The sequence below is a fragment of the Streptosporangium sp. G11 genome (assembly GCF_051192615.1).
Classification (GTDB): Bacteria; Actinomycetota; Actinomycetes; order Streptosporangiales; family Streptosporangiaceae; genus Streptosporangium.
In genome coordinates this window covers 272,798-297,555 of the sequence record NZ_JBPJUQ010000003.1, presented here as the reverse complement: position 1 = coordinate 297,555, position 24,758 = coordinate 272,798, and the positions used below count along the sequence as shown (strand labels likewise).

Annotated in this window: 24 protein-coding genes; 14 read left to right on the top strand and 10 right to left on the bottom strand. The window is 71.0% G+C overall.

From position 1 onward, the window contains the following. Nucleotides 1-50: 50 nt before the first annotated feature. From ACSDR0_RS05075 to ACSDR0_RS05060, 4 genes are all read right to left on the bottom strand, one after another. Nucleotides 51-1,421 carry a S8 family serine peptidase gene (locus tag ACSDR0_RS05075; protein WP_435287544.1) on the bottom strand — a complete coding sequence of 457 codons (1,371 nt, stop codon included), beginning with the start codon at nt 1,419-1,421 and terminating at the stop codon, nt 51-53. Then, complete coding sequence (locus ACSDR0_RS05070; RefSeq protein WP_435287543.1) at nt 1,415-2,149, bottom strand: hypothetical protein; 735 nt, start codon at nt 2,147-2,149, stop codon at nt 1,415-1,417. Before ACSDR0_RS05070 ends, ACSDR0_RS05075 begins: the two co-directional genes overlap by 7 nt. A 157-nt stretch (nt 2,150-2,306) precedes the next feature. Next, complete coding sequence (gene moeZ, locus ACSDR0_RS05065) at nt 2,307-3,488, bottom strand: adenylyltransferase/sulfurtransferase MoeZ (RefSeq protein WP_435287542.1); 1,182 nt, start codon at nt 3,486-3,488, stop codon at nt 2,307-2,309. Nucleotides 3,489-3,565: 77 nt separating this feature from the next. Further along, complete coding sequence (locus ACSDR0_RS05060; RefSeq protein ID WP_435287541.1) at nt 3,566-4,474, bottom strand: alpha/beta fold hydrolase; 909 nt, start codon at nt 4,472-4,474, stop codon at nt 3,566-3,568. A gap of 462 nt (nt 4,475-4,936) precedes the next feature. Here ACSDR0_RS05060 and ACSDR0_RS05055 point away from each other — a divergent pair, with 462 nt between their 5' ends. From ACSDR0_RS05055 to ACSDR0_RS05030, 6 genes are all read left to right on the top strand, one after another. Further along, nucleotides 4,937-5,272: a hypothetical protein gene (locus ACSDR0_RS05055; protein WP_435287540.1), complete on the top strand. Its 336-nt coding sequence runs from the start codon at nt 4,937-4,939 to the stop codon at nt 5,270-5,272. A gap of 653 nt (nt 5,273-5,925) precedes the next feature. After that, complete coding sequence (locus tag ACSDR0_RS05050; RefSeq protein ID WP_435287539.1) at nt 5,926-6,249, top strand: hypothetical protein; 324 nt, start codon at nt 5,926-5,928, stop codon at nt 6,247-6,249. 737 nt (nt 6,250-6,986) lie between these two features. Next, on the top strand, nt 6,987-7,364 hold the full coding sequence (locus tag ACSDR0_RS05045) for a hypothetical protein (RefSeq protein WP_435287538.1): 378 nt from the start codon (nt 6,987-6,989) through the stop codon (nt 7,362-7,364). Between the two features lie 618 nt (nt 7,365-7,982). Beyond that, nucleotides 7,983-8,279: a hypothetical protein gene (locus tag ACSDR0_RS05040; protein ID WP_435287537.1), complete on the top strand. Its 297-nt coding sequence runs from the start codon at nt 7,983-7,985 to the stop codon at nt 8,277-8,279. A 60-nt stretch (nt 8,280-8,339) separates the two neighbouring features. Next, a complete protein-coding gene (locus ACSDR0_RS05035) occupies nt 8,340-8,969 on the top strand; it encodes a TetR/AcrR family transcriptional regulator (RefSeq protein WP_362685409.1) in 630 nt (209 codons plus the stop codon). Between the two features lie 205 nt (nt 8,970-9,174). Beyond that, nucleotides 9,175-9,405, top strand: coding sequence for a DUF3107 domain-containing protein (locus tag ACSDR0_RS05030; protein ID WP_435287536.1), 231 nt, complete (start codon nt 9,175-9,177; stop codon nt 9,403-9,405). Between the two features lie 478 nt (nt 9,406-9,883). Here the strand turns inward: ACSDR0_RS05030 and ACSDR0_RS05025 are convergent, their stop codons facing one another. Beyond that, nucleotides 9,884-10,534: a ferritin-like fold-containing protein gene (locus tag ACSDR0_RS05025; protein WP_435287535.1), complete on the bottom strand. Its 651-nt coding sequence runs from the start codon at nt 10,532-10,534 to the stop codon at nt 9,884-9,886. Between the two features lie 369 nt (nt 10,535-10,903). On the opposite strand from ACSDR0_RS05025, the gene ACSDR0_RS05020 reads away from it, so the two are divergent. From ACSDR0_RS05020 to ACSDR0_RS05010, 3 genes are all read left to right on the top strand, one after another. Next, nucleotides 10,904-12,799: a DEAD/DEAH box helicase gene (locus tag ACSDR0_RS05020; RefSeq protein WP_435287534.1), complete on the top strand. Its 1,896-nt coding sequence runs from the start codon at nt 10,904-10,906 to the stop codon at nt 12,797-12,799. Nucleotides 12,800-12,910: 111 nt separating this feature from the next. Then, nucleotides 12,911-13,783 carry an alpha/beta fold hydrolase gene (locus ACSDR0_RS05015; protein ID WP_435287533.1) on the top strand — a complete coding sequence of 291 codons (873 nt, stop codon included), beginning with the start codon at nt 12,911-12,913 and terminating at the stop codon, nt 13,781-13,783. 58 nt (nt 13,784-13,841) lie between these two features. Beyond that, a complete protein-coding gene (locus ACSDR0_RS05010; protein ID WP_435287532.1) occupies nt 13,842-14,759 on the top strand; it encodes an oxygenase MpaB family protein in 918 nt (305 codons plus the stop codon). An 87-nt stretch (nt 14,760-14,846) separates the two neighbouring features. On the opposite strand, the gene ACSDR0_RS05005 is transcribed toward ACSDR0_RS05010, so the two are convergent. The 3 genes from ACSDR0_RS05005 to ACSDR0_RS04995 form a co-directional block, all read right to left on the bottom strand. Then, the gene (locus tag ACSDR0_RS05005) at nt 14,847-15,755 is read right to left on the bottom strand and encodes a RecB family exonuclease (protein WP_435287531.1); all 909 of its coding nucleotides are present in this window, start codon (nt 15,753-15,755) and stop codon (nt 14,847-14,849) included. Continuing rightward, nucleotides 15,756-16,481, bottom strand: coding sequence for an MBL fold metallo-hydrolase (locus tag ACSDR0_RS05000; RefSeq protein WP_435287530.1), 726 nt, complete (start codon nt 16,479-16,481; stop codon nt 15,756-15,758). Nucleotides 16,482-16,592: 111 nt separating this feature from the next. Beyond that, on the bottom strand, nt 16,593-17,234 hold the full coding sequence (locus ACSDR0_RS04995; protein ID WP_435287529.1) for a DUF6758 family protein: 642 nt from the start codon (nt 17,232-17,234) through the stop codon (nt 16,593-16,595). Between the two features lie 74 nt (nt 17,235-17,308). Here ACSDR0_RS04995 and ACSDR0_RS04990 point away from each other — a divergent pair, with 74 nt between their 5' ends. Continuing rightward, nucleotides 17,309-17,707 carry an NUDIX hydrolase gene (locus ACSDR0_RS04990; RefSeq protein ID WP_435287528.1) on the top strand — a complete coding sequence of 133 codons (399 nt, stop codon included), beginning with the start codon at nt 17,309-17,311 and terminating at the stop codon, nt 17,705-17,707. On the opposite strand, the gene ACSDR0_RS04985 is transcribed toward ACSDR0_RS04990, so the two are convergent. Further along, nucleotides 17,691-20,951: a hypothetical protein gene (locus tag ACSDR0_RS04985; RefSeq protein WP_435287527.1), complete on the bottom strand. Its 3,261-nt coding sequence runs from the start codon at nt 20,949-20,951 to the stop codon at nt 17,691-17,693. The genes ACSDR0_RS04990 and ACSDR0_RS04985 overlap by 17 nt on opposite strands. Nucleotides 20,952-21,444: 493 nt before the next feature. On the opposite strand from ACSDR0_RS04985, the gene ACSDR0_RS04980 reads away from it, so the two are divergent. Together ACSDR0_RS04980 and ACSDR0_RS04975 are read left to right on the top strand one after the other, a co-directional pair. Then, nucleotides 21,445-22,068 carry a hypothetical protein gene (locus ACSDR0_RS04980; RefSeq protein ID WP_435287526.1) on the top strand — a complete coding sequence of 208 codons (624 nt, stop codon included), beginning with the start codon at nt 21,445-21,447 and terminating at the stop codon, nt 22,066-22,068. Next, nucleotides 22,068-22,634, top strand: a complete 567-nt coding sequence (locus ACSDR0_RS04975; protein ID WP_435287525.1) for a DUF6529 family protein — start codon at nt 22,068-22,070, stop codon at nt 22,632-22,634. Before ACSDR0_RS04980 ends, ACSDR0_RS04975 begins: the two co-directional genes overlap by 1 nt. On the opposite strand, the gene ACSDR0_RS04970 is transcribed toward ACSDR0_RS04975, so the two are convergent. After that, nucleotides 22,624-23,565: an HpcH/HpaI aldolase/citrate lyase family protein gene (locus tag ACSDR0_RS04970; protein ID WP_435287524.1), complete on the bottom strand. Its 942-nt coding sequence runs from the start codon at nt 23,563-23,565 to the stop codon at nt 22,624-22,626. The two genes, ACSDR0_RS04975 and ACSDR0_RS04970, sit on opposite strands and share 11 nt — an antisense overlap. A 161-nt stretch (nt 23,566-23,726) precedes the next feature. Here ACSDR0_RS04970 and ACSDR0_RS04965 point away from each other — a divergent pair, with 161 nt between their 5' ends. After that, nucleotides 23,727-24,302, top strand: a complete 576-nt coding sequence (locus ACSDR0_RS04965) for a biotin transporter BioY (protein ID WP_435287523.1) — start codon at nt 23,727-23,729, stop codon at nt 24,300-24,302. Between the two features lie 60 nt (nt 24,303-24,362). After that, entirely contained in the window at nt 24,363-24,725 is a 363-nt protein-coding gene (locus tag ACSDR0_RS04960; RefSeq protein WP_435287522.1) for a hypothetical protein, read from the top strand. Nucleotides 24,726-24,758: the final 33 nt, after the last annotated feature.

Here is a 24,758-nt window from a genome sequence, read left to right as displayed (position 1 = left end):
GGGCTCGCACGCCGGGCCGGACCCGGGGTCCTCCCGGCGCCGCCGGGCACTCACGGCCAGGGGGCCGCGACCGGGTCCGGTACGGGGTTCCCTGAGACCTCCCGCGAGCGCGTGCGGCCGACGAACACGGCGAGCGCGATCAGGGAGACGACCGCGCCGAGCCCGGCGGCCACGGCCACCCCGCCGTACAGGGTGATCCGGTCCCGGTCACGGTGGACGACCCGCACCGGCTCGACCGCCAGGCCCAGCGGGCGGGCGGGGTCGTGCCCACCGGCGCCCCCGGCGCCCTCGGCGGTGAGGGTGTGCCGGGAGATCCTGGCGGCGGCGGCGAGTGCCCGGGTGGCGTTGACGACGCCGAAGCCCGTGCCGGTGTCGTAGCCGCCGGTGGGCCTCCGGGTGGCTCCCGCGGTGATCGCCTGCACGACCAGCACGGGCGACATTTCCGGATATTTGGCCTTAATGAGGGCGGCGACGCCCGACACCAGGGCGGTCGCCTGCGAGGTGCCCCGGCCGACCCAGTACTCGTCGCCCGGGCCGGCGCCGAGGATGTCCACCCCCGGCGCGGCCACCAGGACCGAGGGGTTCCGGTTGGAGAACGAGGCCCGGCGCAACCCACGGTCCGTCGCGGCGACCGAGACCACCCCGGGGAAGGCCGCCGGATAGGAGTAGGGGGCGTGGCCGCTGGCGTCCGGCTCCTCGGCGCCCTCGTTGCCCGCCGCCGCGACGAGCACGACCCCCTTGGAGATCGCGTAGCGGATCGCCGACCGCTCCTCCCTGGTCGCCAGCTCCTTGGAGATCGACATGTTGATCACGTCGGCACCGCGGTCCACGGCGTGCCTGATGCCCCTGGCCACCACGTTCTCGTAGCGCTCGGCGGTGTTGAACTCCCGGAAGCCGGGCTCCTCGTCCTCCAGGATGACCCGCACCGACAGCACCTTCGCGCGGGGCGCGACGCCGATCACCCCGTCGGCCCCGCCCGGCCCGTGCCCGTGCCCGGCGATCAGCGACGCCATGTACGTGCCGTGCAGCCTCAGGGGTCTCACCCCCGGCGGATTGGCCCCGGCCGTGAAGTCCTTGCCCTCGATCACCGAGCCGGCCAGGTCGCGGTGGTCGCGGTCCACCCCGGAGTCGAGCACGGCCACGGTCACGCCCCTGCCCTCGGAGATCCGCCAGGCCGCGGGCAGGTCGAGGGTCCGCAGCACCTCCCGCTGGCTGTCCCTGACGTCGTCGGCACGCGCGGACGCGACCGGGGCCAGAGCCGCCGGCACCACCAGTGTCGCCAGCACCGCCAGTGCCGCCGGCATCAGCGGCGCCTTCCGCGTCACCACGTTCCCCAGCGCCCCCAGCCTTCTCAGCGCCGTCAGCGCCACCCTCGCGGGCGGTCCCGTGGCGGCGGGGAGACGTCTCGGCGTGGTCAGCATCGCCATTCCGTGGAGACGCAGTCGGGGCGGGCGGGCATGGACAGATCGGCGAGGATGCGGTCGGCGATGTCCCCGGTGAACGCGAACAGGGTCGGCCGCTGCTCGCCGACCGCCCTGGCGGGCCTGCCGTCGGTCTGGCCGACCGTGGCCATCACCACGTACGGGCCCGCCTGCCGGGAGAGACCCGCCTGGCGCCCGGCGGAGACGAACCGGTCGGTGACGGTGCCGGGAAAGGCCAGCGCCCTCAGGCCTGGCGAGGGTTTGCCGCCCCTGGGCAGCGCCGCTTTGGCCCTGGTGGCGCCGCTCTCGTCCGCGAAGGCCGCGACGCCGACGGTGACGACGATTCCCTGGAGCGCGTCGATGTAGGTGGCCCGCAGGATTCCCAGGCATCCCGCCCGCCGCAGCGCCTTGCGCAGCCGGGCGTCGACCGCGCCGTCACAGCGGGTCCCCGAGGAGATGCCCACCCGGCGCGCCTTCTCCTCGCCGCCCTGCTCCGCGGCGTAGGGGACGGTCGCGGGGAAGACGCGCCCGGCGGGCCAGGCCTGCCAGCGCCTGGCCACCTCGTCGAGGGCGGCCCGGTCGAGCTCCGCCTGAGTCGGGCCCCGGGTGAGTTCCGTCGCGGCGGCACTGCTCGCCACCCCGGCCACGATCGCGCAGAGCAGCGTCAGGGCGGAAGCCACGACCAGCGTCGGCCATGAACGCCGCCGCTGACGTGGGACTTCATTCACGTCACCGACCTTAATGCGGCGAGGCGGGTGTCATCCGCCGTTCCGTCCAGATCCGTCAGTGTGGAGAGCACTTGGTGGCCTCGGCGGAACCCCTCGGACGGCGAGCGCCCCGCGGAGCGCGTGCTCCACGGGGCGCGGGCCGCACCGGACGGGGGCCTCAGTAGGCGGGCAGGCTCGGGTCGACCGTCTTGATCCAGCTGAGCACGCCGCCGCCCACGTGGACGGCGTCGGAGAAGCCGGCGCTCTTGACGACCGCCAGGACCTCGGCGGAGCGGGCACCGGACTTGCAGTGCAGGACGATCTTCTTGTCCTGCGGGAGCCTCTCCAGCGCGGAGCCGTTGAGGAACTCGCCCTTGGGGATGAGCACGGCGCCGGGGATGGAGACGATCTCGTACTCGTTCGGCTCGCGGACGTCGATCACGTAGATGCTCTCGCCCCTGTCCTGCCAGGACTTGAGCTCGGCGGCGGTGATCGTGGAGCCGGAGACGGCCTCCTGGGCCTCCTCGGAGACCGCGCCGCAGAACGCCTCGTAGTCGTCGAGCAGCTGGGTGACCGACGGGTTCTTGCCGCAGAGCACGCACTCGGGGTCCTTGCGGACCTTGACCGAGCGGTAGTTCATCTCCAGGGCGTCGTAGATCATCAGACGGCCGACCAGGGGCTCGCCGATGCCCGCGAGGAGCTTGATGGCCTCGTTGACCTGGATGGAGCCGATCGACGCGCACAGCACGCCGAGCACGCCGCCCTCGGCGCACGAGGGGACCATGCCGGGCGGCGGGGGCTCGGGGTACAGGCAGCGGTAGCAGGGGCCGTGCTCGGCCCAGAAGACGCTGGCCTGGCCGTCGAAGCGGTAGATCGAGCCCCAGACGTACGGCTTGCCGAGGAGGACGGCCGCGTCGTTGACCATGTAGCGGGTGGCGAAGTTGTCGGTCCCGTCGACGATCAGGTCGTAGGCGGCGAAGATGTCCATCACGTTGTCCGTGGTGAGCGCCTCGTTGTGAACGACCACGTTGACCAGCGGGTTGATCTCCTTGACGCTGTCGGCGGCGCTCTCCGCCTTGGGGCGGCCGACGTCGGACTGGCCGTGGATGACCTGCCGCTGCAGGTTGGACTCATCGACCACGTCGAAGTCGATGACGCCGAGCGTGCCCACTCCCGCGGCCGCGAGATAGAGCAGCGCGGGGGAACCCAGACCTCCGGCGCCCACACAGAGCACCCTGGCGTTCTTCAGGCGCTTCTGCCCGGCCATGCCCACGTCCGGGATGATCAGGTGGCGCGAGTAACGGCGCACCTCGTCGACGGTCAGCTCGGCTGCCGGCTCTACCAGCGGTGGCAACGACACAGTTCTGCTCCCGTTTCAGGGGTCCTTGATGCGGCTGGCGCAGCACGCTCCTCTCACAACCTAACCCGGTGCCCCCGTCATTCCCCAACCGGCGCGAGGACCGTCTCGGCGATCAGGAGCCCGGCCTCGCGGGCCACCCTCTCGGGGAACTCCATCTGGGCCACGTGCCCGGCGTCGGGCAGCAGCACCAGCCTCACGCACGGGAACGTCCGGACGGCGCGGGCGGCCATCCGGGGGTTGACGAGCCGGTCGTGGCGGCCGTGGATGACCAGCGTGGGCGCGCTCACCTGGGCCGCCTGCCGCCACAGGTTCGTCTCTCCGCGCCTGAAGTACTCGGCGACGATGCCGCGGGCCGAGTTGATCAGCGCCCCCGCCGCGTACGGGAGACCGTCCCTGCGGCGCAGCTCCTCGGCCGCCTCCTTGAGCCGGTCCGGGTGGATCCGCCCGATGTCGGCGTAACACATGGCGAGCGTGGCGCCGAGCCTGCGCTCGGCGGACACGAGGGTCAGCCGGCTCGCGGCCCACTCGCCGATGCGGGGCACGGTGGACAGCGCCACCCGCGCCGGGCCGTACCGGGGCAGGAGGTCGGGCAGGGCCGGTGAGATCAGGGTCAGCGAGCGGACCAGTTCGGGGCGGGTGGCGGCGACCCGCACCGAGACGGCACCGCCCAGGGAGTTGCCGAACAGGTGTACGGGAGTGTCGGAGACCCGCTCGATCAGGGCGGTGACGGTCCGGGCGTGGGCGTCGACGGAGTAATCGTCGCCGGGCGGCTCCGGCGAGTATCCGGCGCCGGGCAGGTCGAGGGCGTGCCCCGTCACCACCCCGGACAGCTCGCTCATCAGGTCGGTCCAGTTGGTCGCGGAGCCCGCGAGGCCGTGCACGTAGACGGCGGTCTCGGCGGGTCCCCGGGGTGTCGACCGCACATGGACCCGCTGGTCGCCGAGGTCGATCATCTCGCCCTGCCAGATGGGGATCGGGTTCTTCACCACTCGCCTCCTGTCGTCCCACTGCCCTTCCACGATAGTTCGGCCCGTGACATGCCAGGCGACAGCCTCCCGTTACCACAAAAGACGCATAAGGCAATTTTCGCCAGATGTCCTTTATTACACGATTTATCATCATTAATTCGATGACACACCGCCTTCGCCCGGAGACATCGAGAGCCGCCCATAGCGGCTGGAACCCCAGCCCTCCGCACCCACCCACCTCTTCCCCGAAGAACAAATGTGACATTGAGGACATTTCACTTTAAAGCGACCATTAGGCGCCTAAAATATGCCACAAATAGCTAAGAAAAGCGCAAAAGCCTTCGGCCCCCGTTTCTCGGCAGACATGGGTGGAAATCATGACAAGCAGGGATGGCTCACCACTCGCCATCTCCGGCTATTCCGGATTATGCGGAAAATGCCAAAAATCGGGGTAATCGATCCTTTCAAGGGGGAAACGCAATGCCCAAGTTCAAGAGTGTCATCGCGGGGCTCGCGATCAGCACGGCGCTGACCGGCGGAGTCGTCGGTATGGGCGCGGCGACCACCGCCACGAGCGCCGGCGCGACGACCGCCACGGTCACCGCCGCCGCCTTCCCGACCTGCGGGGGCGGCTGCGGCTGGCGTCGCGGTTGCGGCTGCCGCTGCTGCGGCGGCGGTCACCGCAACCACCACCGCCACTACCAGCGCCACCGCATCAGGCTGATCATCAACAACTACAACAACAACCGCAACGAGCTGCGCAACGACAGCCGCAGCGACCGCGCCGTGCCGTTCTTCGCCGGCGACGACGACTAGTCGCCGGACCGAGACCGCATACCCCGTTCGGGGCGCGGCACGGTCGAAGGAGAAGACCACACGGCCGGATCCGCGATTTCCCGCGGCTTCGAAACCGTGACGGAGAGACAGGACCCCCGTATTCGCCACAGCCGGGCTTCTCACCCGGAAACACCGGCCAAACAGCGACCACGGAAACTTGAGGAGAAATCCCCAAGACCCTGACTCTCAACACAGTGCGAGTTCTCATTCCACGAAGTCACAGCGAGGCCCCGCGGTTTTCGAACCGCGGGGCCTTCCCGCGTCACCCCCGGGCTTCCGGCACACGACCCTCCCCACCCCCTCTTCCATCCAACCCCGCCCCCCTGTCACCTCGACGCTGTCGTACGAGAGCGGCACCGGCTCACCGACCGGCAGCGCCCAACCCCCTCCCCACCCCAGGAGAACAAATGCGACATTAAATACATTTCACTTCAAAGCGATCAATAAGCATCCAACATCGACGATAAATAGCTAAGAAGAGTGCAAAAGCCTTCGATCTCTGTTTGTCGGCAGACATACGAGGAAACCATGACAACCAGGGATGGCTCATCACCGGCCATCTCTGACAATTTCCGGTTTATACGGAAAATGTTGCAAACAGGGGTAATCAGTCCTTTCAAGGGGGAAACGCAATGCCCACGTTCAAGAATGTCATGGCAGGGCTCGCGATCAGCACGGCGCTGGCCGGCGGGGTCGTCGGTATGGGCGCGGCGACCACTGTCACGAGCGCCAGCGCGATGACCACCACGGTCACCGCCGCCGCCTTCCCGACCTGCGGTGGCGGCTGCGAGCGCGGCGGCGGCTGCTGCTGCTGCCGCGGCCACCACCACCGCCACCGCTTCTACGAGCGCAAGCACTTCAGGCTGCGCCTCAACAACCACAACAACAACGACAACGACCTGTTCAACCGCAACCGCAGCGAGCGCCTCGTGCCGCTTGGCGGCGGCGAGGACTAGTCGCCGGACCGAGACCGCATACCCCGTCCGGGGCGCGGCACGGTCGAAGGAGGAGACCACACGGCCGGATCCGCGATTTCCCGCGGCTTCGAAACCGTGACGGAGAGACAGGACCCCCGTATTCGCCACAGCCGGGCTTCTCACCCGGAAACACCGGCCAAACAGCGACCACGGAAACTTGAGGAGAAATCCCCAAGACCCTGACTCTCAACACAGTGCGAGTTCTCATTCCACGAAGTCACAGCGAGGCCCCGCGGTTTTCGAACCGCGGGGCCTTCCCGCGTCACCCCCGGCTTCCGGCACACCACCTTCCCACCCCCACCCCGTCACCTCGGGAGCACAGCGGCAGATCGCACACAGGAAGGGCCGACGACCTTCCCGGGGAGCTTTGTCAGGACATCCGAGGTTGAAGCCGCGGCGTGACACCGGCCGACGCGTGAGAGCGGCGCCGGCTCACCATTCGACGGCGCCCAGCGCCCCGCCTTCCATACGCGAAGAACAAATGCGACATTAAATACATTTCACTTCAAAGCAATCAATAAGCGTCCAACATCGACGATAAATATCTAAGAATAGCGTAAAAGCCTTCGATCTCTGTTTGTCGGCAGACATACGAGGAAACTATGACAACCAGGGATGGCTCATCACCGGCCCTCCCCAACCATCTATGGCAATTCCCGACCCATACGGGAAATGCCAAAAATTGGTAAAACCAATCCTTTCAAGGGGGAAACGCAATGCCCGAGTTCAAGAGTGTCCTCGCGGGGCTCGCGATCAGCACGGCGCTGGCCGGCGGAGTCGTCGCCATGGGCGCGGCGACCACTGTCACGAGCGCCAGCGCGATGACCACCACGGTCACCGCCGGCACCTTCACCGCGTGGGGAGGCGGCGGCTGCTGCGGCCGCGACCGCCACCACTACCGCCACCGCCACCACGAGCGCTTCAGGTTCTACCACAACAACGACAATTGCAACCGCAACCGTCTGCACAACGACAGCCGCGCCGACCGCGTCGTGCCCCTTATCCAGCCCGAAAACGGCGGTGGCAATGGCGGCGGCGGTGGCAATGGCGGCGGCGGTGGCGGCGGCGGCGTCGTGCCCCCGCCCGCGTCCTGACCCAGGCTTGACACGGTCGGAACACGAGGCCGACAACGGCTGGAACCGCGTTTCAGAGCGGCTCCGAAACCGTTACGGAGAGGCAGGAATCCCGCATTCACCAGGATCACGTTCCTCCACGGAGAAGCGCCGGTCCGGACGGTGATCACGGAAAGCCGGGGATAACATCCTCGGGATTCCGACTCTCAATACAGTGCGAGTTCTCATTTCTCACGAATAGCAGGCGGGGGCTCCGCGGTTTTCGAACCGCGGGCCCCCGCCCTGTGATGTCCGACGCCCGGCACCCGGCCCTTCTCCCCGCCTCCCCGCCCCGCCCGCCGCCCCCAGGCAACTCCGCCCCCTCACCCCTCGGACGGCACGGCACACCCCAGGTCATCTCGATACGACTCCCCCGGTCCGACACCTCACTCCGGATATCGCACACATGTTCGTAAATATCATCGAACAGACGTGAGGCGCCGTCATGTCGGCAGGTACTCCCATGGGCAATCCGATGCCGCGTCTTTCTCAGCGCGCGGCATCCGAGGTCGTACGCTGGGCGATGTCCGACGTTTGCAGGAACCGGGTCAGGAGAGGGAACGCGCCGAAGCCCGGATGACGACAGGAGATGTCAGACATATGAACGCGCGCGGCGACAGATCGCACGGGGAAACGGTCGACGACCTTCCCGAGGAGCTCTCCATCGAGACGCCCGAGGCCGACGCCGCCGAGCAGCACCGGCCGGTGCGCGAGAACGGCTCCGAGGCCCCCGCCGACCTCCCGATGGAGGCCGACCCCGCCGACGCCGCCGAGCAGAGCCGCACCGTGCGCGAGGAGGAGCCGGAGTGGCCCGACTCCATCCCCCTGGAGGTCGATCCTGCGGACGCCTTCGAGCAGCGGCGCACCGTCGAGCTCGACGAGGACGATTATCGCTGACCCGGGTTACCCGCGCGTAGGATGGCCCCAGACGCCAGGAGCTTGACACGAGGAGACCACGTGACCGCTACCCCGGACGCCAAGCCCCGGGGCACCCGGCTGCCCCGGACGGCCCGCCGCCGCCAGCTGCTCAGCGCGGCGCAGGAGGTGTTCGTGGAGAACGGCTACCACGCGGCCGCGATGGACGAGATCGCCGAGCGGGCAGGTGTCAGCAAGCCGGTCCTCTACCAGCACTTCCCCGGCAAGCAGGAGCTCTACCTGGCCCTGCTCGACCTGCACGTGGACGACATGATCACTCGCTGTCGCGACGCCCTCGCCTCCACCACGGACAACAAGCAGCGCGTCCAGGCCGCGATCGGCGCCTTCTTCGACTTCGTCTCCAGCCAGGGTGAGGCGTTCCGGCTGGTGTTCGAGTCGGATCTGCGCAACGTCGCCCCGGTCCGCCAGCGCATGGAGCGCAACCTCCGCGAGAGCGCCGAGATGATCAGCCAGGTCATCCAGGAGGACACCGGCTGCTCCAGCGACGAGGCGCGCCTGCTCGGCGTCGGGCTCGTCGGCATGGCCGAGGTCAGCGCCCGTTACTGGATCAGCAGCAACGGCTCCATCCCCAAGGACGCGGCCACCCAGCTCATCGCCCGCCTGTCGTGGCGCGGCATCTCCGGTTTCCCCCGGACCGTCGCCGACCACTGAGAGGCTCCGGGCGGGCGCTCCCGACAACCGGCCCCGGCCGGTTCGCCCGCACCGTCACCGACCACCGGCTCCCCTCGGGCACCCCGGCCTCCGGGGCGGCCGTTCGCCTGTCGCGATCAGCTGTTCGCTTGGCGCGATCAACCGGCGCGCCGGGTCTCCGATGGGGCGACCATGGGACGAGCAACCCTCATCGAAAGGGAGCATGATGGAAATCAAGATCGGCGTACGTTCCGTACACCGTGAACTCGTAGTGGAGACCGACCTCACGGCCGAGCAGGTCGAGGGCGAGATCAGCGCCGCCTTCGCGTCCAGCAGCGGTGTCCTCACCATCACCGACGTCAACGGCCGGAAGATCATCATCCCGGTCGCCTCGCTCGGCTTCATCGAGATCGGTGAGGAGGAGGCGCGTCCCGTCGGCTTCGGCGGCACGCTCTGACGGATCCCGGGCTCGCGCCACGTCGCCTTCGCCGGCCTGGCGCGGTCCGCGGATCCGGTGCGAGCGCGCCCCTCAGGCTCCCCGCGCTCGTCTCACCGGAAGAAACACCTGATCACCGGAAAGAAACACCCGGCCAGGAACCCCGAGCGAGGACATCGAGCCCACGAACACCGGGCTCGGGCGGACACTCGCGTCCCTCATGTGCCCGAGCACTCGTCCCGCTCGCCGAGCCCGCAGCAGCGCGGGCGTCTGACGCGGCGGAGATGCTCCCGCCCCCGGCTGATCGCCGGGCAGCCCGCGCCTCCCCTGCGCAGCACGGGACGCGAAGTCCAGCGGTTCGGCCCACATCTCGTCAAGGAACTGCCATAGCGGCGCGAGGCCCTCATGTCTCGCACGCTACAGCTGTTCGGCGCCGCACGCGTCGTGATCCGCGGACCGGCTTCCCGGCTCCGCCCCCGGCGAACGGCCGGACGTTCCGCTAGGGCCCCGGGGTCAGCCCCAGGGCGGCCATCCGGTGGCCGTGCTTCTCCGTCAGCCGGGCGAACATCCGGCTGATGTCCTCCCCGGCCGCCTCCACCAGCAGGGCCGCGAGCTCCGGCCTGGCCGCGGCCACGTGCTGGCCCTGGCTCAGCGCCTCCCCCACCAGACGCCTGGCCCACAGCGCCAGCCGCCCGGCCTGCCGGGGGTCCTCCTCAAGCGCCGCGCGGACCCGCTCGACGGCGAACTGCGACCGCCCCTCGTCCGCGAGGACCTCGTCGACGAGGTTCCGCGTCTCGTCGTTCACGCCGATGGCCGCCTCGCGGTAGAAGTCGAGCGCGATGCCGGTGCCGACGTACGCCTTGACGAGAGCCTCCAGCCAGTCTCCCGGGAAGGTCTGGGCGTGCCAGTCGTCCAGCGGCCCGGCGAAGGGCGCCATCGCCTCCTCGGGATCCACCCCGAGGGAGGCGAGCCGGTCGCGGAGCAACTCGAAGTGCGCGTACTCGGCCGCCGCGAGGCCGCCGAGAGCCGCCTGATCGGTCAGTGAGGGGGCGTATCGGGTGGCGTCCTCGGCGAGTCTGAGGAACGCGGTCAGCTCGGCGTAGGCGAGGACGCCGAGCAGGTCGGAGACACCGGGAGGGGAATCGCTCATGGACGCAGCCTACGAGCTGAGCGACCTCGCGATTCACCGGGAATAAGAAGAAATCGGTTCCCCGTTGTGGTATCGAGTACACTGCTCTGTGAAAGTGCGACCGCACCGTGTTAATCCGGGATATCCACTCCCGTACGCCCCCAAAAGTCGGCGTGACGCCGCAGCGGTCGCTGATGACATGAGAGGGCTGGACCTTCCGCGAGGACCCGGCACGGGGAATACGTCTTCCGCCCGTGGTCCCGGCAGGCCTGCCTTCAACGGAGATTTAGGCAGGCCAAGCTGACGACGTTCCGAGACCTCGGAGTCACCCCAGAGATCGCCGATGCCCTTGAGACCGAGGGCATCATCGCGCCGTTCCCGATCCAGGAAATGGCACTCCCCCTGGCCCTCAACGGCCAGGACATCATCGGCCAGGCGCGCACCGGCACCGGCAAGACCTACGCCTTCGGCGTGGCGATGCTGCAACGTGTCGGCAAGCCGAGGAAGAACCGCAAGAAGCCCCGCGGGCTGGTCGTCGTACCGACCCGCGAGCTCGCCGTCCAGGTCACCGAGGACCTTGTGACGGCGGCCGGCAAGCTCGGCTCGCGGATCCTCACCGTCTACGGCGGGCGCGCCTACGAGCCCCAGATCGAGGCGCTCAAGCAGGGCGTCGACGTCATCGTCGGCACCCCGGGGCGCCTGCTCGACCTGGTCAAGCAGAAGCACCTCGACCTCAGCCAGATCGGGATGCTCGTCCTGGACGAGGCGGACCGGATGCTCGACCTGGGCTTCCTGCCCGACATCGAGCGCATCATCAAGCTCATCCCGGCGGAGCGGCAGACGATGCTGTTCTCCGCGACGCTTCCGGGCGAGATCGTCGCCCTGTCCAGGCGTTACCTCACCCGCCCCACCCACGTGCGGGCGGAGAACAACGACATCGAGTCCGAGGCGACCCCGCAGACGACCCAGTTCGTCTGGCGCACGCACCGGATGGACAAGATCGAGATCGTCGGCCGCCTGCTGCAGTGCGAGGGCCGCGGGCTCACGATGATCTTCTGTGAGACCAAGCGCGCCTGCGACATGGTCGTCGAGCAGCTCAAGGAGCGCGGCTTCGCCGCCGCGGCCGTCCACGGCGACCTCGGCCAGGGCCAGCGCGAGCAGGCCCTGCGGGCCTTCCGCAACGGCAAGATCGACGTGCTGGTCGCGACCGACGTCGCGGCGCGCGGCATCGACGTCGACGACGTCACCCACGTCGTCAACTACGACTGCCCGCAGGACGAGAAGGCGTACGTCCACCGGATCGGCCGCACCGGCCGGGCCGGCAAGACGGGCGTCGCAGTGACCTTCGTCGAGTGGGAGGACCTCACTCGCTGGAAGGTCATCAACAACGCGCTCTCGCTCGCCTTCCCCGAGCCGGTCGAGACCTACTCGACCTCCCCGCACGTCTTCAGCGACCTGGGCATCCCCGAGGGCACCAAGGGCGTGCTGCCGCGCGCCAACCGCTCCCGGGCGGGCCTGGCCGCCGAGGAGGTCGAGGATCTCGGCGAGACGGGCCGCATCCGCTCCCGCTCTCCCCGCAAGGGACGCGAGGACGACGCCCGCAAGGGACGCGAGGACGATCGCGAGGAGCGCCGCGAGCGCCCCGCGCGCACGTCCCGCGAACGCCGTCGCACCCGCGGGGGCCGCATCGGCGAGGAGAGTCCCGCGCCGGTCGTGGCCGAGGAGGTCCAAGCCCCTGTCGTCGAGATCGCCGAGGTGGAGACGGACATGGCAGCCCGCAGGGACATCCGTGACGAGCAGCCCGCCGAGACCGCGCCCCGCAGAAGCCGGGCTCGCAAGGCCGGGCTGAACCCCGAGGTGAGCCTCGTCGGCACGTCCGAGGCCCCGGTTCACGCCGAGCCCGCCGCGGAGGAGCCGGTTCGCCGGCAGCGCCGTGCCAGGCGCGAGCAGGCGGCGGACATCCCGGCGACTCCGGCGATCCCGGAGACCCCTTCGGCTCCGTCGTGGGCCGAGGAGCGGGTGGCGGACTTCACCGACCCCAGAGAGGACGACGACACCATGGCAGAGCGCTGGGACGACGAGCCCGTGGCGGAGGCCCCCGCGCCCCGGCCTCAGCCCGAGAAGATCATCCCCCCGAGCCCGTTCTCGGTGATCTTCAAGTCCCCGGACCTGGCGTCCGAGGACGACGAGATCGCCCCCTCGGCGGCCTCGGAACGCGTGCAGAGCCGTCGCCGCCCACCGGTGCGCAACGGCCAGCCTCAGCGGGGAACGCGTCGCCCTAACTAGCAAATACCACCATGAACAGGGGCGCGACCATTCGGTGGCGCCCCTTTTCACGCTCCCGGCCCCTCCCGGACGCACGGAGCGATGTCACCAAGAGAGGTATCGTGGGGCCACGTGAGTACGCCGCGTTTTCTGACCCTGCCTCCTGGCGTCCGTTCTCGCCAGATCGAGACGGCGGTGGGCACCTTCGCCGCACTGGAGGCTCTGCCCGTCAGCGGCATCCCCGAGCGGTGGCCCGCCCTGCTGGTGCCAGGCCTGACCGGCAGCAAGGAAGACTTCATCGCGGTCCTGCAGACGCTCGCGCAGTCGGGCCGGCAGGTCGTCGCGATCGACATGCGCGGCCAGTTCGAGACGAACGGCCCTGACGACAGGAACGCCTACACCTGCGCCGCGCTCGGCAACGACGTCGACGTCCTGGCCCAGGTGATCGGCCACGGCGGCCCGATCCACCTGGTCGGCCACTCGTTCGGTGGCCTGGTCACCCGGGAGGCGGTCATCGACGGCCGCACCCGGTTCGTGTCCTACACGCTCATGAGCTCCGGGCCCGCCGCGATCGTCGGGCCCCGCGAGCGCGCGGGCCGCCTCATGATCTCGGAGCTGCCCGGCATCGGCCTGGAGCACCTGTGGCACACCCGGATGGAGCCCGAGGCCCTGTCCTCGGGAGTGTCCGACGAGATCATCTCCTTCCTGCGCAAGCGGTTGTTCTCCAACTCGACCGTCGGCATGCTCACGATGACCGAGGAGGTGCTCACCGCGCCGGACCGGTGCGACGAGCTCAACCAGGTCGAGGTCGACACCCTGGTCCTGTACGGCGAGCACGACGACGGCTGGCCGCCGCGCATGCAGGCGGAGATGGCCCGCCGCCTGGACGCCGAGTGCGTGGTCGTCCCCGGCTCGGCCCACTCCCCGGCGGTGGAGGCCCCGGAGACCACGGCCGCCGCCCTCATCCGCTTCTGGAACGCCGCCGAGAGCCGTCTGAGGAGCTGAACGGCCGGGGTGGCCCCGTTGGACGGGCCGCCGAGCGCCGTGTGACCATTCGCGTACCATGGCGAGCATCGAGGACATCGTCGTCCAGCCCCCGCACACCGCGACGTGGCTGGTGCACATCGACCGCTCCATGTGGATCGGCGGGGTCAGCGGCCTCATGCTCCAGGCCCTGCACCCGCTCGCGATGCGCGGGGTCTGGCAGAACTCCGACTTCCGGCGCGATCCGTTCGGGAGGCTCCACCGTACGGCGGACTTCGTGGGCAGGGTCACCTTCGGCAGTCCCGCGGAGGCCGACGAGATCGGCCGCCGCGTCCGGGGGATCCACCGGCGGCTGCGCTTCGACGACCCCGACACCGGCCGGAGCCACCGGGTGGACGACCCGGAGCTGCTGCTCTGGGTGCACTGCGCGGAGGTCTCCTCCTACCTGTCCGTGGCGCGGCGGGCGGGGCTGGGGCTCAGCGACCGCCAGGCCGACCGCTACCTGGCCGAGCAGCGCCGCAGCGCCACCTATGTGGGCCTGCACGCCGAGGATGTGCCCGGCTCCCTGGCGGAGCTGGACGACTACCTCGCCTCGACGCGTCCCCTGCTGAGGGTCACCCCGGAGGCCGTCTCCACGGTCCGCTTCCTGATGTGGCCGCGCCTGCCCGCCGGGCTGCGCCTCCTCACCCCCGGCAAACCCGCCTACCTCCCCTTCGGGGCGCTCTGCTACTACGCGCTGCCCGGCTGGGCCAGGCGGATGTACGGCGTGCTGCCCGAGGTGCCGCGAGGTGCGGTCACGGCGGCGCTGAGAGCGTTCCGGCTGGTCATGGACACGCTTCCCGAACACGTCCACGACCGGGCGTTCATGCCCGCCACCCGAGAGATGCTCGCCGCCTCGCGCGAACGGCTCGGCGCGGCGGGCTACGACATGGCCGGGGGGCTCAAGGGGCTGACCGACCCGCGCCGGTGGCCGGACCGGCCGTCCCAGCCCTCCTGACGAGCCTGCCCGCGACGCGCTTTCGCGGACGCGACCCCGGCGGCCGGGCCGTCGAGCCCCGCGCGAACGGCCGGGCGGGCCTGGCGGTCAGTCGGCGAGGGCGGCCCAGGGCTCGCGGTCGTCGCCCGCGGCCTGCCCCTCGGGGCAGTGACGGCGAAAGTCGCACCACGAGCACAGGGGGCCCGTACGGGGCGGGAAGGCCGCGTCGATCTCGGGGGGCACCGCGGGCGGGGTGCGGTCGCCGCCGCCGCGCGCCTTGGCCGGGGCGGCTCCCGCGGGCCGGGTCGTGGCCGACCACTCCCGGTAGCGCTCGTCGGCCTCGGACGCCTCGACGGCGATCTCCTCGGCGTGGCCCAGGTGGCGGGCCAGCGACTCGTCGGTGTGCTCCCACTCCACGATCGAGGCGGTCGGCAGGTGGTGAAGCTCGACCCGGTGGCAGGGGCGGCGCATCATCCGGGAGGAGGCGATGGCGTAGACGGCCAGCGCGAGCGAGGAGCGGGCGTCGTCGGTGGACAGCGGGCGGCGGCCGGTCTTGTAGTCGACCACGACCAGCTCCTCGCCGCGCCGGTCGAGCCGGTCCACGCGGCCGGAGAGCGCCACCACGGAGGTGCGCGTGGCGACCGTACGCTCGACGCCGACCGGCTCGGCGGCGGGGTCGAGGCTCGCCACGTATCCGGAGACCATCTCCCCGGCCCGGTCGCGCCAGGTCCGCGACTGCTCCGCGTCGCGGAAGCCCTCGTTGATCCAGCCCCTGGTGAGCAGGCTCCCCGCGACCTCGGGTGTGCGCCGCTCGTACGGCTCGCGCCACCAGGCGGCCAGGGCGTTGTGCACGCTGGCGCCCACGCTGTTGTGGGCCCACGGCGGGCCCTTCTGCGGTGTGGGCCGGTCCATGTAGGTGAACCGGTAACGGCGGGGACAGTCGAGCCAGTTGTTCAGCCGCGACGGCGTGCAGGCGTAGAGCCGCCGCGGCATGCCTTCCAGGGGAAGCTGGTCCATTTAGAGCAGATCGTTCCGGGGATTCAGCCGGATTCCCGCCGCGCGGGTGCCGTCGGTCAGCGGACCCTCCTCTTCCGGCGCCTCGTCGGCGCCACGGGTCAGCGAGCCGGAGAGCCAGGCGTCGAACTGGGGCTCCAGATCGCCGACAGTCGTCTCCTCACCGTGCGCGGGCAGCACCCGGGTGCGGTGGGGCAGGGTGAACAGCCGCCCGCCGATGGCGGTCAGCTGGTCGGCCAGGGCGGGATACTCACCACCGATCTTGCCTGGGCCGTCGGCCTGGAGGGTCTTGCCGGTGAAGACCGCGTCCAGGTCCTCGCAGTACAGCGAGACGCCGCCGTGGGAGATGCCCGGGGTGGACATGACCTCCAGCACGACGCCGCCGACCTCGAACACGCCCTCGTCCTCCATATCGATGTCCGGCCAGGTGTCGGGCCAGGTCAGCCGCCACAGCGGCCGGTCCTTCGGGTGAAGGGCGACCACCGCCTCGTCTCTGGCCGCGACCTCGATGGCCGCGCCCACGTGGTCGGGCAGGCCGTGGGTGCAGATGATCGCCAGCACCTCCCGCTCGCCGACCTTCTCCAGGATCTTCTCCGCGTCGCGCGCGGGGTCGATGACGATGACATCCTCGTCGTCACCCAGGATCCACGTGTTGTTCTCGACCTTGTGCTCGACGCCGTCGACATCGACGACGCCCTCGGTCACCACTCGCTCGATACGCGCTGTCACGTTTCCGAACTTTACTGCCTCCCCCCGCCCCCCGGTTCGGACGGAACAGTCAAGGCTCCGAATAAGGGGTGGGCGGGCGGCCCGCGTGGGAACGCGGGCGCGCGGGTGGTGTCAGGGCGCCTGGACGTCGAGGCGCGGAGAGAACGCCCCGAAGGGCAGGTCGAGGGTCTGGTCTTGGTCGCGCAGGTCGCGCAGGGACAACTCGGCCAGGGTGATGAGGTAACCGGCCTCGGCCGGCCACACGACCACCCAGAGCCAGTTTCCCAGCGCCTCGCCCGCGTAGACGGCCCGGTCGGGGGCGGCCGTGACGCACCACAGGGCGCACGGATGGCCCCTGACGTCGATCTTGGCGTGCGGCGGGCCCTTGTCGAACCCGGTACCGGGATCGGTGCCCTCCAGCCCCGCGAACGCCGCGCCGAGCCCCACCCCGGGCTCCTCGGCGATGATCAGCAGGTCGGCGGGTCCCTGGGTCAGCGAGGGGCCGGAGACCGCGACCACGGTGGCCCGCACGTCGCTGCGCTCGTCGCCCACCTCGGCGAACCCCGTGACCAGCCACCCCGTGGGCAGCGGCCAGGGAACCCAGGCGGGGACGCGGGAACCTCGGGTGACGGCCTCCACCGCGGCGGCGGACGGAGGTCTGGGTGGCTGGAACGGCAGGACATCGCCGTGGGGACCGCATCTCCAGGAGCTTGACCAAGCACTCGGCGGACGAAGCGGGCCGAAACACCGTGGGCACGTAGGGGCGGCTTTCACGCCTACCCACGCTGCTTCTTCTTCGGCCCATCCGTCAAGAGGCTGGGTCGTTATCACAACGTAATCTTGTTCACGTGCGCGTAAATTGTGTCGGAGCGATCATCCTCGACGGCTCGGGGCGGATGCTTCTGGTCCGCCGTGGCCGGCCGCCCGGTGAGGGGCTGTGGTCCGTCCCCGGCGGGCGGATCGAACCCGGGGAGTCCGATCCCGAGGCGGTCGTCAGGGAGGTCCTCGAGGAGACCGGCCTGACGGTCGTCCCCGGGCGCCTGGCCGGGACCGTCGACCGCCCCGGTCCCGGCGGCGCCGTCTACGAGATCCGCGACTATCTCGCCGAGGTCTCCGGCGGCACGCTCGCCGCCGGGGACGACGCCGCGGACGCCCGCTGGTTCGCCCCCGAGGAGCTCCCGCGGCTCCCCCTCGTCCCCGGCCTGCTGGACGCGCTGGTCGGGTGGGCGGTCATCGCGACGAGGTGAGCGTGGAGCGCCACAGGGTGAGGTGGTCCGCGCTGTAGGTGGTGGAGCGGCCCAGGGCCACGACCTGGCCGCCGGAGACCGCCACCGCGCCGAGCCACTGGGCGCCCTCGCCGTCCAGGCTGCCCTGGCTGGGGGTGTGACGCTGCCAGTTCAGCCCGTCCTCGGAGGTCCAGGCCGCGCTGTCACCGGCCCCCGCCGCCCCGTGCCAGCCGACGGCCACCACGCCCTCCGGCGTCGCGGCGAGGTCCTGGACGGCGGACGCCTGGTCCGCGGGGAACCAGGAGAACTCCCAGCTCGCCCCGTTGTCGTCCGACACCGCGCCGAAGGCCTTCCTTCCGTCCTCGGTCTGGGCCGTGCCCGCCGCGACGACGTACCCGCCGTACAGGACGACGTGCCGCAGGCCCGCGGACGTCGCCCCCGGGGGCAGGACGGGCTTGCGCGCGGTCCAGTTGACCCCGTCGGCAGACACCCAGACCACACCGGTCTCGCGCTCGGCCGTACCGGTGCCGCCGACGGCCACGTACCCGGACGAGGTCGCCGAGACGTCGTGCAGCCGTACCCCCGTCCCGCCCGCGGGAAGCTTGGCCGCCCTGGAGTAGCGCTTGAGGTCGGCGGAGAACCACAGGACGGGCACGGTGGCGGCGGGTCCGCGGTCCTCGCCCGCCATGACGTAACCGGACGGCCCCGCCGCCACCGCGTGCGGGGCGAGGAAGTCGTGGTCGCCCGCGGGGGCGAGGGGGCCCAGCACCGGCACCCTGCGCCAGCTCTGGCCGTCGGAGGAGGTGAGCAGCAGCGGCTCGGTGGAGGAGGCGTCGGTCATCGTGCTGCCCGCGGCCAGCCAGCCCCGCCTGCCGTGCGCGACGTCGGCGAGGGCCTGCCGCCTGGGGCCGCCGAAGAGCTGCGCCGGGCCGCCCGCCTTCCAGTTCTCGCCGGCGGTGCTGCTCCAGATCCCGGCGTCGCCGGAGACGGCGCCCACCGCGACGAACCTGCCGTCCCCCGCGGCCACCCTGGCCGTCTCGCGGGCGGCCCTGGCGAGGCCCTGGATCCCGCTCAGGGAGACCGGCTTGGGCTCGCCGCCCTTGGGCGCGGTGATGAGGACCACCCGGTTGTCCACGTCCGCGGCACGTTCGTCGCCGCCGACGACGAGCGTGCCGGTGTCGGACAGCGCGAGTGCCCTCAGCGAGCCCGGCACCTCGCCGAGATCGGTGGTCTTGTGCCAGTCGCGGCCGTCCTCGCTGGTGTGGACGGTGTAGCGCTCGAAGCCCGACTCGACGACCGCGGCCACTCCCGCCGAGGAGGAGGCGAGGCGCTTGACGCCCGTGCCCTCGGGCCCGAGGCCGGTGATGGCGCCGCAGGCCTTCCAGTCGGCGCCCTCGGGCGAGCAGTAGACGCGGACCTCGCCCTTGTCGCTGCGCTGCTGGGTCGGCACGAGCACGAACCCTCCGGCGGCCACGGCCAGCGCGCCCGGCTCGGGGACGACGTCGTTGAGCGAGGCGCCGGTCCGCTGCCAGCTCCTGCCCCCGTCGGCTGAGCGCAGGATGACCGAGGTGGACTGCCCCTGGGCGGGATCCGCCAGCGCGACGACGGCGTCACCCTTGGCGACGACCGCCTTGATCCCGCGCACCTTGTCCGGCATGCCGATCTCCCGGGTCTCCACCCGGTCCCAGGCGCGCCCGTCGGGAGAGACCCAGGCGACCGCCCCGGTGGTGCCGTCGTCCAGTACGGCCGCGCCGACCGCGACGAAACCGGAGCCGGTCCTGGCCAGATCCATGATCTTGTCACCGCGCGCGAAGGCGGCCAGCCCGCCGGGGTCGGCCGCGGTCCAGCCGTAGCCGTCGGAACTGGTCCACAGGCCGTGCCCGGAGCCGAGGGGGTCGTTGCCCGCCGCCAGCCAGAGGCCGTCGCCGCCCGCCACCCGGCCCACCGTGGTCGGCCCCGTCTCGTACCCCGCCGGGCCGGTCACCTTGCCCAGCTGCCAGGTCGTGCCGCCGTCGGGAGAGACCAGGAACAGCGGCCTGGGGACCGGGCTGGTGGTGTCGCTGCCGACCGCGACCATGACGGAGCCCACCGAGGCCACCGCGTTGAGGACCTGGTTGGACCCGTTGCCGCCGACACCGGCCTGCGGCACGAAGTTGTCGTCGCCCGAGGTCACCTCGTCGCCGACCAGCCGGAGGCCGGTGGCGAACGGGCTGCTCACCCAGCCCCACAGGACCAGGCCGCCGCCGACCGCGACGGTGAGGACCAGGACCATCAGGAACGGGATCACCAGGCCCCGGCCCCGCCTGCGCCTGGTCGGGCTGGAGCGGCGCACCGCGGAGGGCGCGGTGGCCGGGCGGTGGTGCCGCCCGCCGTTCGGCCCCCGCCTGCCGGGCGGGCCCTCCGCGACGAGCAGGTCGGGCCTGGCGGGCCTGCCGCCGGGCGGGCGTCCCACCCGGCGTACGGGCTCGAAGTCGTCGTCCTCGACCGGCACGGAGGGCCGCTCGGGGGCGGGAGGCCACTCGGGCCCGGGCTCCGACGGATCCCGGTCCGCGTCCGGCCTGGACCGCGCCCTGGGGCCGGGTCCGGGCTCGGGTTCCGGCGACGGCTCCGGCGTCGCCGCGATGCTCGGCTCGACCCTGATCCGGTCCTCGGGCGCGGGCGGCGGTTCGACCCTGATCCGGTCCTCGGGCGCGGGTGGCGGGGAATCCGTCCGCCCGCTCCTCCCCGGCTCCCGGGGCGGCCCCGAGGCGACGAGGAGATCGGGCCGGTCCGCCCTTCTCCTGCCCCTGCGCTCGGGAGCCGGTCCGGAGGCGACGAGGAGGTCCGGGCGGTCCACCAGCCGCGGGCGCCCCTGCTCGGGGGTGGCGTGGCGTCCCTGCCCCGCGGGCCTCTCCTCCGCGGCCGGGGGGCCGGCGGGGGGCTCGGGCTCGGGCGGTGGTCCTGGGCGCTGGGCCGCGGGGGGCTGGGGAGCGGGGCCGTAGGGGCGGGTGTACGGGCGGCGGCGCTCACTTCCGAGGCCCTCGGGGCGGGCCTGTGGCGGCTCGCTGTCGTCCGGGGTCGGCGCCGCGAACGGCGGGAGCATCCACGGGGAGGCCATGGGGAGCCCTCGCGCGCCGTCGTCGGAGGGGCCCGGCGGGGAGTGCTGGATCGTCGGCGGGGACGTGTGGGGCTGTTGGGACCCGCCTTCGTGTATGGCGTCGTCGTGGACGCCGTCGTCATCCACCGGCCACTCTCGCGAGCGCGGGTCGTGGGGGCCCGAGGCCACGCTCAGCACCTCCTTGCAGGAAGCCCGTCCCAGCCCGGGGTCACCACCCAGGACCGTTCCAGTCGTCTCCGTGTAACAGCAGGCCGCAACCCCTATGGATGCGGCAAATCGCACGCGACCCTACTACTACCCCGTTCTGCGGAAACGATCACCTCCCGCGGCCGGATACCCGGTCCTCGGCCGTACACAGTCAAGAGCAACACGTCCGGGCCACGATGACGAGACCTCTCTAGTCAGATTTATCAACTGAGCGCCGGAATTGTCAGGTTTTATCCTTTAATTTTCAAAAACATCAGCCACTGGAAGATCCCCTGAATCCCCCGTCGCGGAGACCGGGAGGAGCCACCGAGAAACCTGGCCTCGTCCCTCCATGTGCGGATAAGTTCACAGACTCCCGGAACGACAGCGTGTACACCTGACTCACAACCCACCACCCCAGGGAGCAGATATGACACGGCTGGGGCCCGTATACACACTGGCGGCAGGAGCGGTGATGGCCGTCGCCCTCGGCGTGGCCAGCGCCACCACCTCACCCACCACACAGACCGTCAACGCGCAGGACGACGCGCCCGCCCCGGTGGCCCAGGCCACCACGGAGGCGACGCCCACGCCGGAGCCGGAGGCCGTCAAGACGGCCAAGCCCACCCCCGTCAAGGCCGACTACGCCGGGCGGGTCACCGGCAACGGCGGGCTGATCGCCCTCTCCATCAGGAACGGCAAAGCGGTCGGCTACTTCTGCGACGGCAAGATCGAGGCCTGGATGAAGGGCAAGGCCGCCGACGGCAAGGTCACCCTGTCCGGCCGGGGCAACGCCTCGCTCACCGCCCAGCTCGGCGGCGGCAGGGCCTCGGGGACCCTCGGTTTCGGCGGCAAGGAGTGGAGCTTCAAGGCTCCGACCGTGAAGAAGCCCTCCGGCCTCTACCGGGCGACCGCGCTCGTCCGCGGCGCCAACGTCCGCGCCGGATGGATCTATCTCGACGACGGCACCAGGGTCGGCCTGACCCTCGTGGGCGACGAGGTCGCCGACGTGCCGATCCCCGAGCCGGGCGAGAACGCCGTCGTGAACGGCGTGGAAGTCGATCCCCAGGACGTCGACGAGTTCATCGAGGGGTTCTGATGAATGACACACAGATCACACCGGCCCAGCACCGGCAGCCGAACAACCTCGCGCCGCTCCTCGTCCCGCTCGTCGTCGGCGGGCTGGTCGCGGTCGGGCTGGGCGTCTACGGGCGGGTCCACGCGCCCACCGGGTACGCGATCGGGCTGGCCGGGTTCTCCGGGGCTCTGGCCATGAAGGCCTGGCTCACCACCGGCGCGTTCCTGCTGGCGCTGGTCCAGCTCTTCTCGGCCCTGGTCATGTGGGGCCGGATCAAGCTGGACGTGCCGTGGATCGGGACCCTGCACCGCTGGTCGGGGCGGGTGGCGTTCATCCTGACGATCCCGGTGGCGCTCCACTGCCTGTACGCGCTGGGCACCCAGTTCGACGTGCCGCGCGTGATGATCCACTCGCTGCTCGGCTGCTTCTTCTACGGTGTCTTCACCGCGAAGATGCTGTCGCTGCCCAAGCGGGGCCTGCCCGGCTGGACCCTCCCGGTCCTCGGCGGGCTGACCTTCGTCGCCCTGACCGGCCTCTGGCTGACCTCGTCGTTCTGGTTCTTCACCACCATCGGGATCAAGCTGTAGGCGGGGTGAAGGCCGTGGTGCGCCGCAGACCGGCCGCCCTGCCCTTCGCCGCGACCACCAGCGCCATCTTCCTGGACGCCTCGTCGATCATCTCGTCGCCGAGCATGACCGCGCCGCGCCTCTCGACCGTCGTGTAGTACTCGTACGCGTCGAGGATCAGCTCGGCGTGGTCATAGTCCTCCTGCGGCGGCGAGAACACCTCGTTCGCCGCCTCGATCTGGGAGGGGTGCAGCACCCACTTCCCGTCGAACCCGAGCGCCGCGGCCCGCCCCGCCACGCGGCGGAAACCGTCGAGGTCCTTGATCGCCAGGTACGGGCCGTCGATGGCCTGCAGGTCGTGCGTCCTGGCGGCCATCAGGATGCGCATCAGGATGTAGTGGTACGCGTCGCCCTCGGTGTAACCGGGCGGCTGCTCCCCGACCACCAGGGTCCGCATGTTGATCGAGGCCATGAAGTCGGCCGGGCCGAACACGAGCGTCTCCAGGCGCGGGGACGCGCCGCCGATGGCGTCCACGTTGACCAGGCCCCTGGCGTTCTCGATCTGGGCCTCGATGCCGATCCGGCCGACCGGGAGGCCGTTCGCCTTCTCGATCTGGGTGAGCAGCGTGTCGAGCCACATCACCTGGGCCGCGTCCTCCACCTTGGGCAGCATCAGGCAGTCGACGAACTCCCCCGCACCCTCCACGACCTCGATGACGTCCCGGTAGGTCCACTGGGTGCCGAGGTCGTTGACCCGCACGACCCTCGTCCTGCCCGACCAGTCGCCCTCGCGCAGGGCGGCCACGATGTTCTTGCGCGCGCCCTCCTTGGCGAGCGGCGCGACGGAGTCCTCCAGGTCGAGGAAGACCTCGTCGGCGGGGAGCCCCTGGGCCTTCTCCAGGAACCTGGGACTGCTGCCGGGCACCGCGAGGCACGAACGTCGGGAACGCATGGGGAACACGCTAACGCCCGGCGGGAGCCGGACGACAGGCCGGACGGCGCTATGGCGTCCGTACAAAGACCCCGCCCTGTTCTTGGCGGCGATCTCGTAGGACCCTTGCCAGAGATGTCAGAAGAATGGACATCAAGAATCTGCCAAGGGAGACACGCACGATGGCAAACGCTTCTTCGGTGGCCAGGCCCGCCGTACTGTCCGACCTCATCCCGGCCTCCCGCGTCCGCGACGTCGCGCTCGTGGTCGGTGGCGCCGCCCTGACGGGCCTGGCGGCCCAGCTCAGCTTCCCGCTGCCCGGCTCGCCGGTGCCGGTCAGCGGCCAGACCTTCGCGGTCGTGCTGGTCGGCGCCGCCCTCGGCATGAACCGCGCGGTGCTGAGCATGGCGCTCTACATGCTGGCCGGTGTCGCGGGCGTGCCGTGGTTCGCCGACGGTGCCTCCGGCTTCGGCGGAGCGTCCTTCGGGTACGTCATCGGCTTCATCGCCGCGGCGGCCGTGGTCGGCAAGCTCGCCGAGCGCGGCGGCGACCGTACCGTCCCGCGCACGATCGGCACGATGATCCTGGGCAACCTGGTCATCTACGCCTTCGGCCTGCCGGTCCTCGTCGCCGTCGCCCAGGTGGATCTCGCCACGGGCCTCGCCCTGGGCGTGCTGCCCTTCCTGCTCGGCGACGCCCTCAAGATCATCGTCGCGGCGGGGCTGCTCCCGGCGGCCTGGAAGCTCTCCCGGCACTGATCCGGCGGCGTGTATGGCCTGTACCGCCATTCGGGGAGGCACAGGCCGTACATTCGTCTCATGGGCGTGATCGAGGAGGGCGCGAAGAAGTCGAGCGTCCTGTGGCTGTCGCTGGACCGGCCCCGGCTGGCCTGGCACACCTGGCACGACGGCGCGATCTACCTGGTCACCGGCGGTGGCGAGCAGCCGCTGCCGGGGCTGGCCGAGGCGGGGGAGGTACGGGTGACGCTGCGCAGCAAGGACAACGGCGGGCGCCTGGTGGCCTTCGACGCCTTCGTGGAGGTGGTGGACCAGGCACGGGCCCCCGACGCGGTGGCCGCGCTCGCCAAGGAGCGGCTCAACGCCCCCGACGGCACGAGGCTCCTGGAGCGCTGGGCCGCGGCGTCCAAGGTCATACGGCTCGTCCCGCGCGAGCCCGCCTGACGGCTCGTCCCGCCGGACCCGCCCGACGGTGCG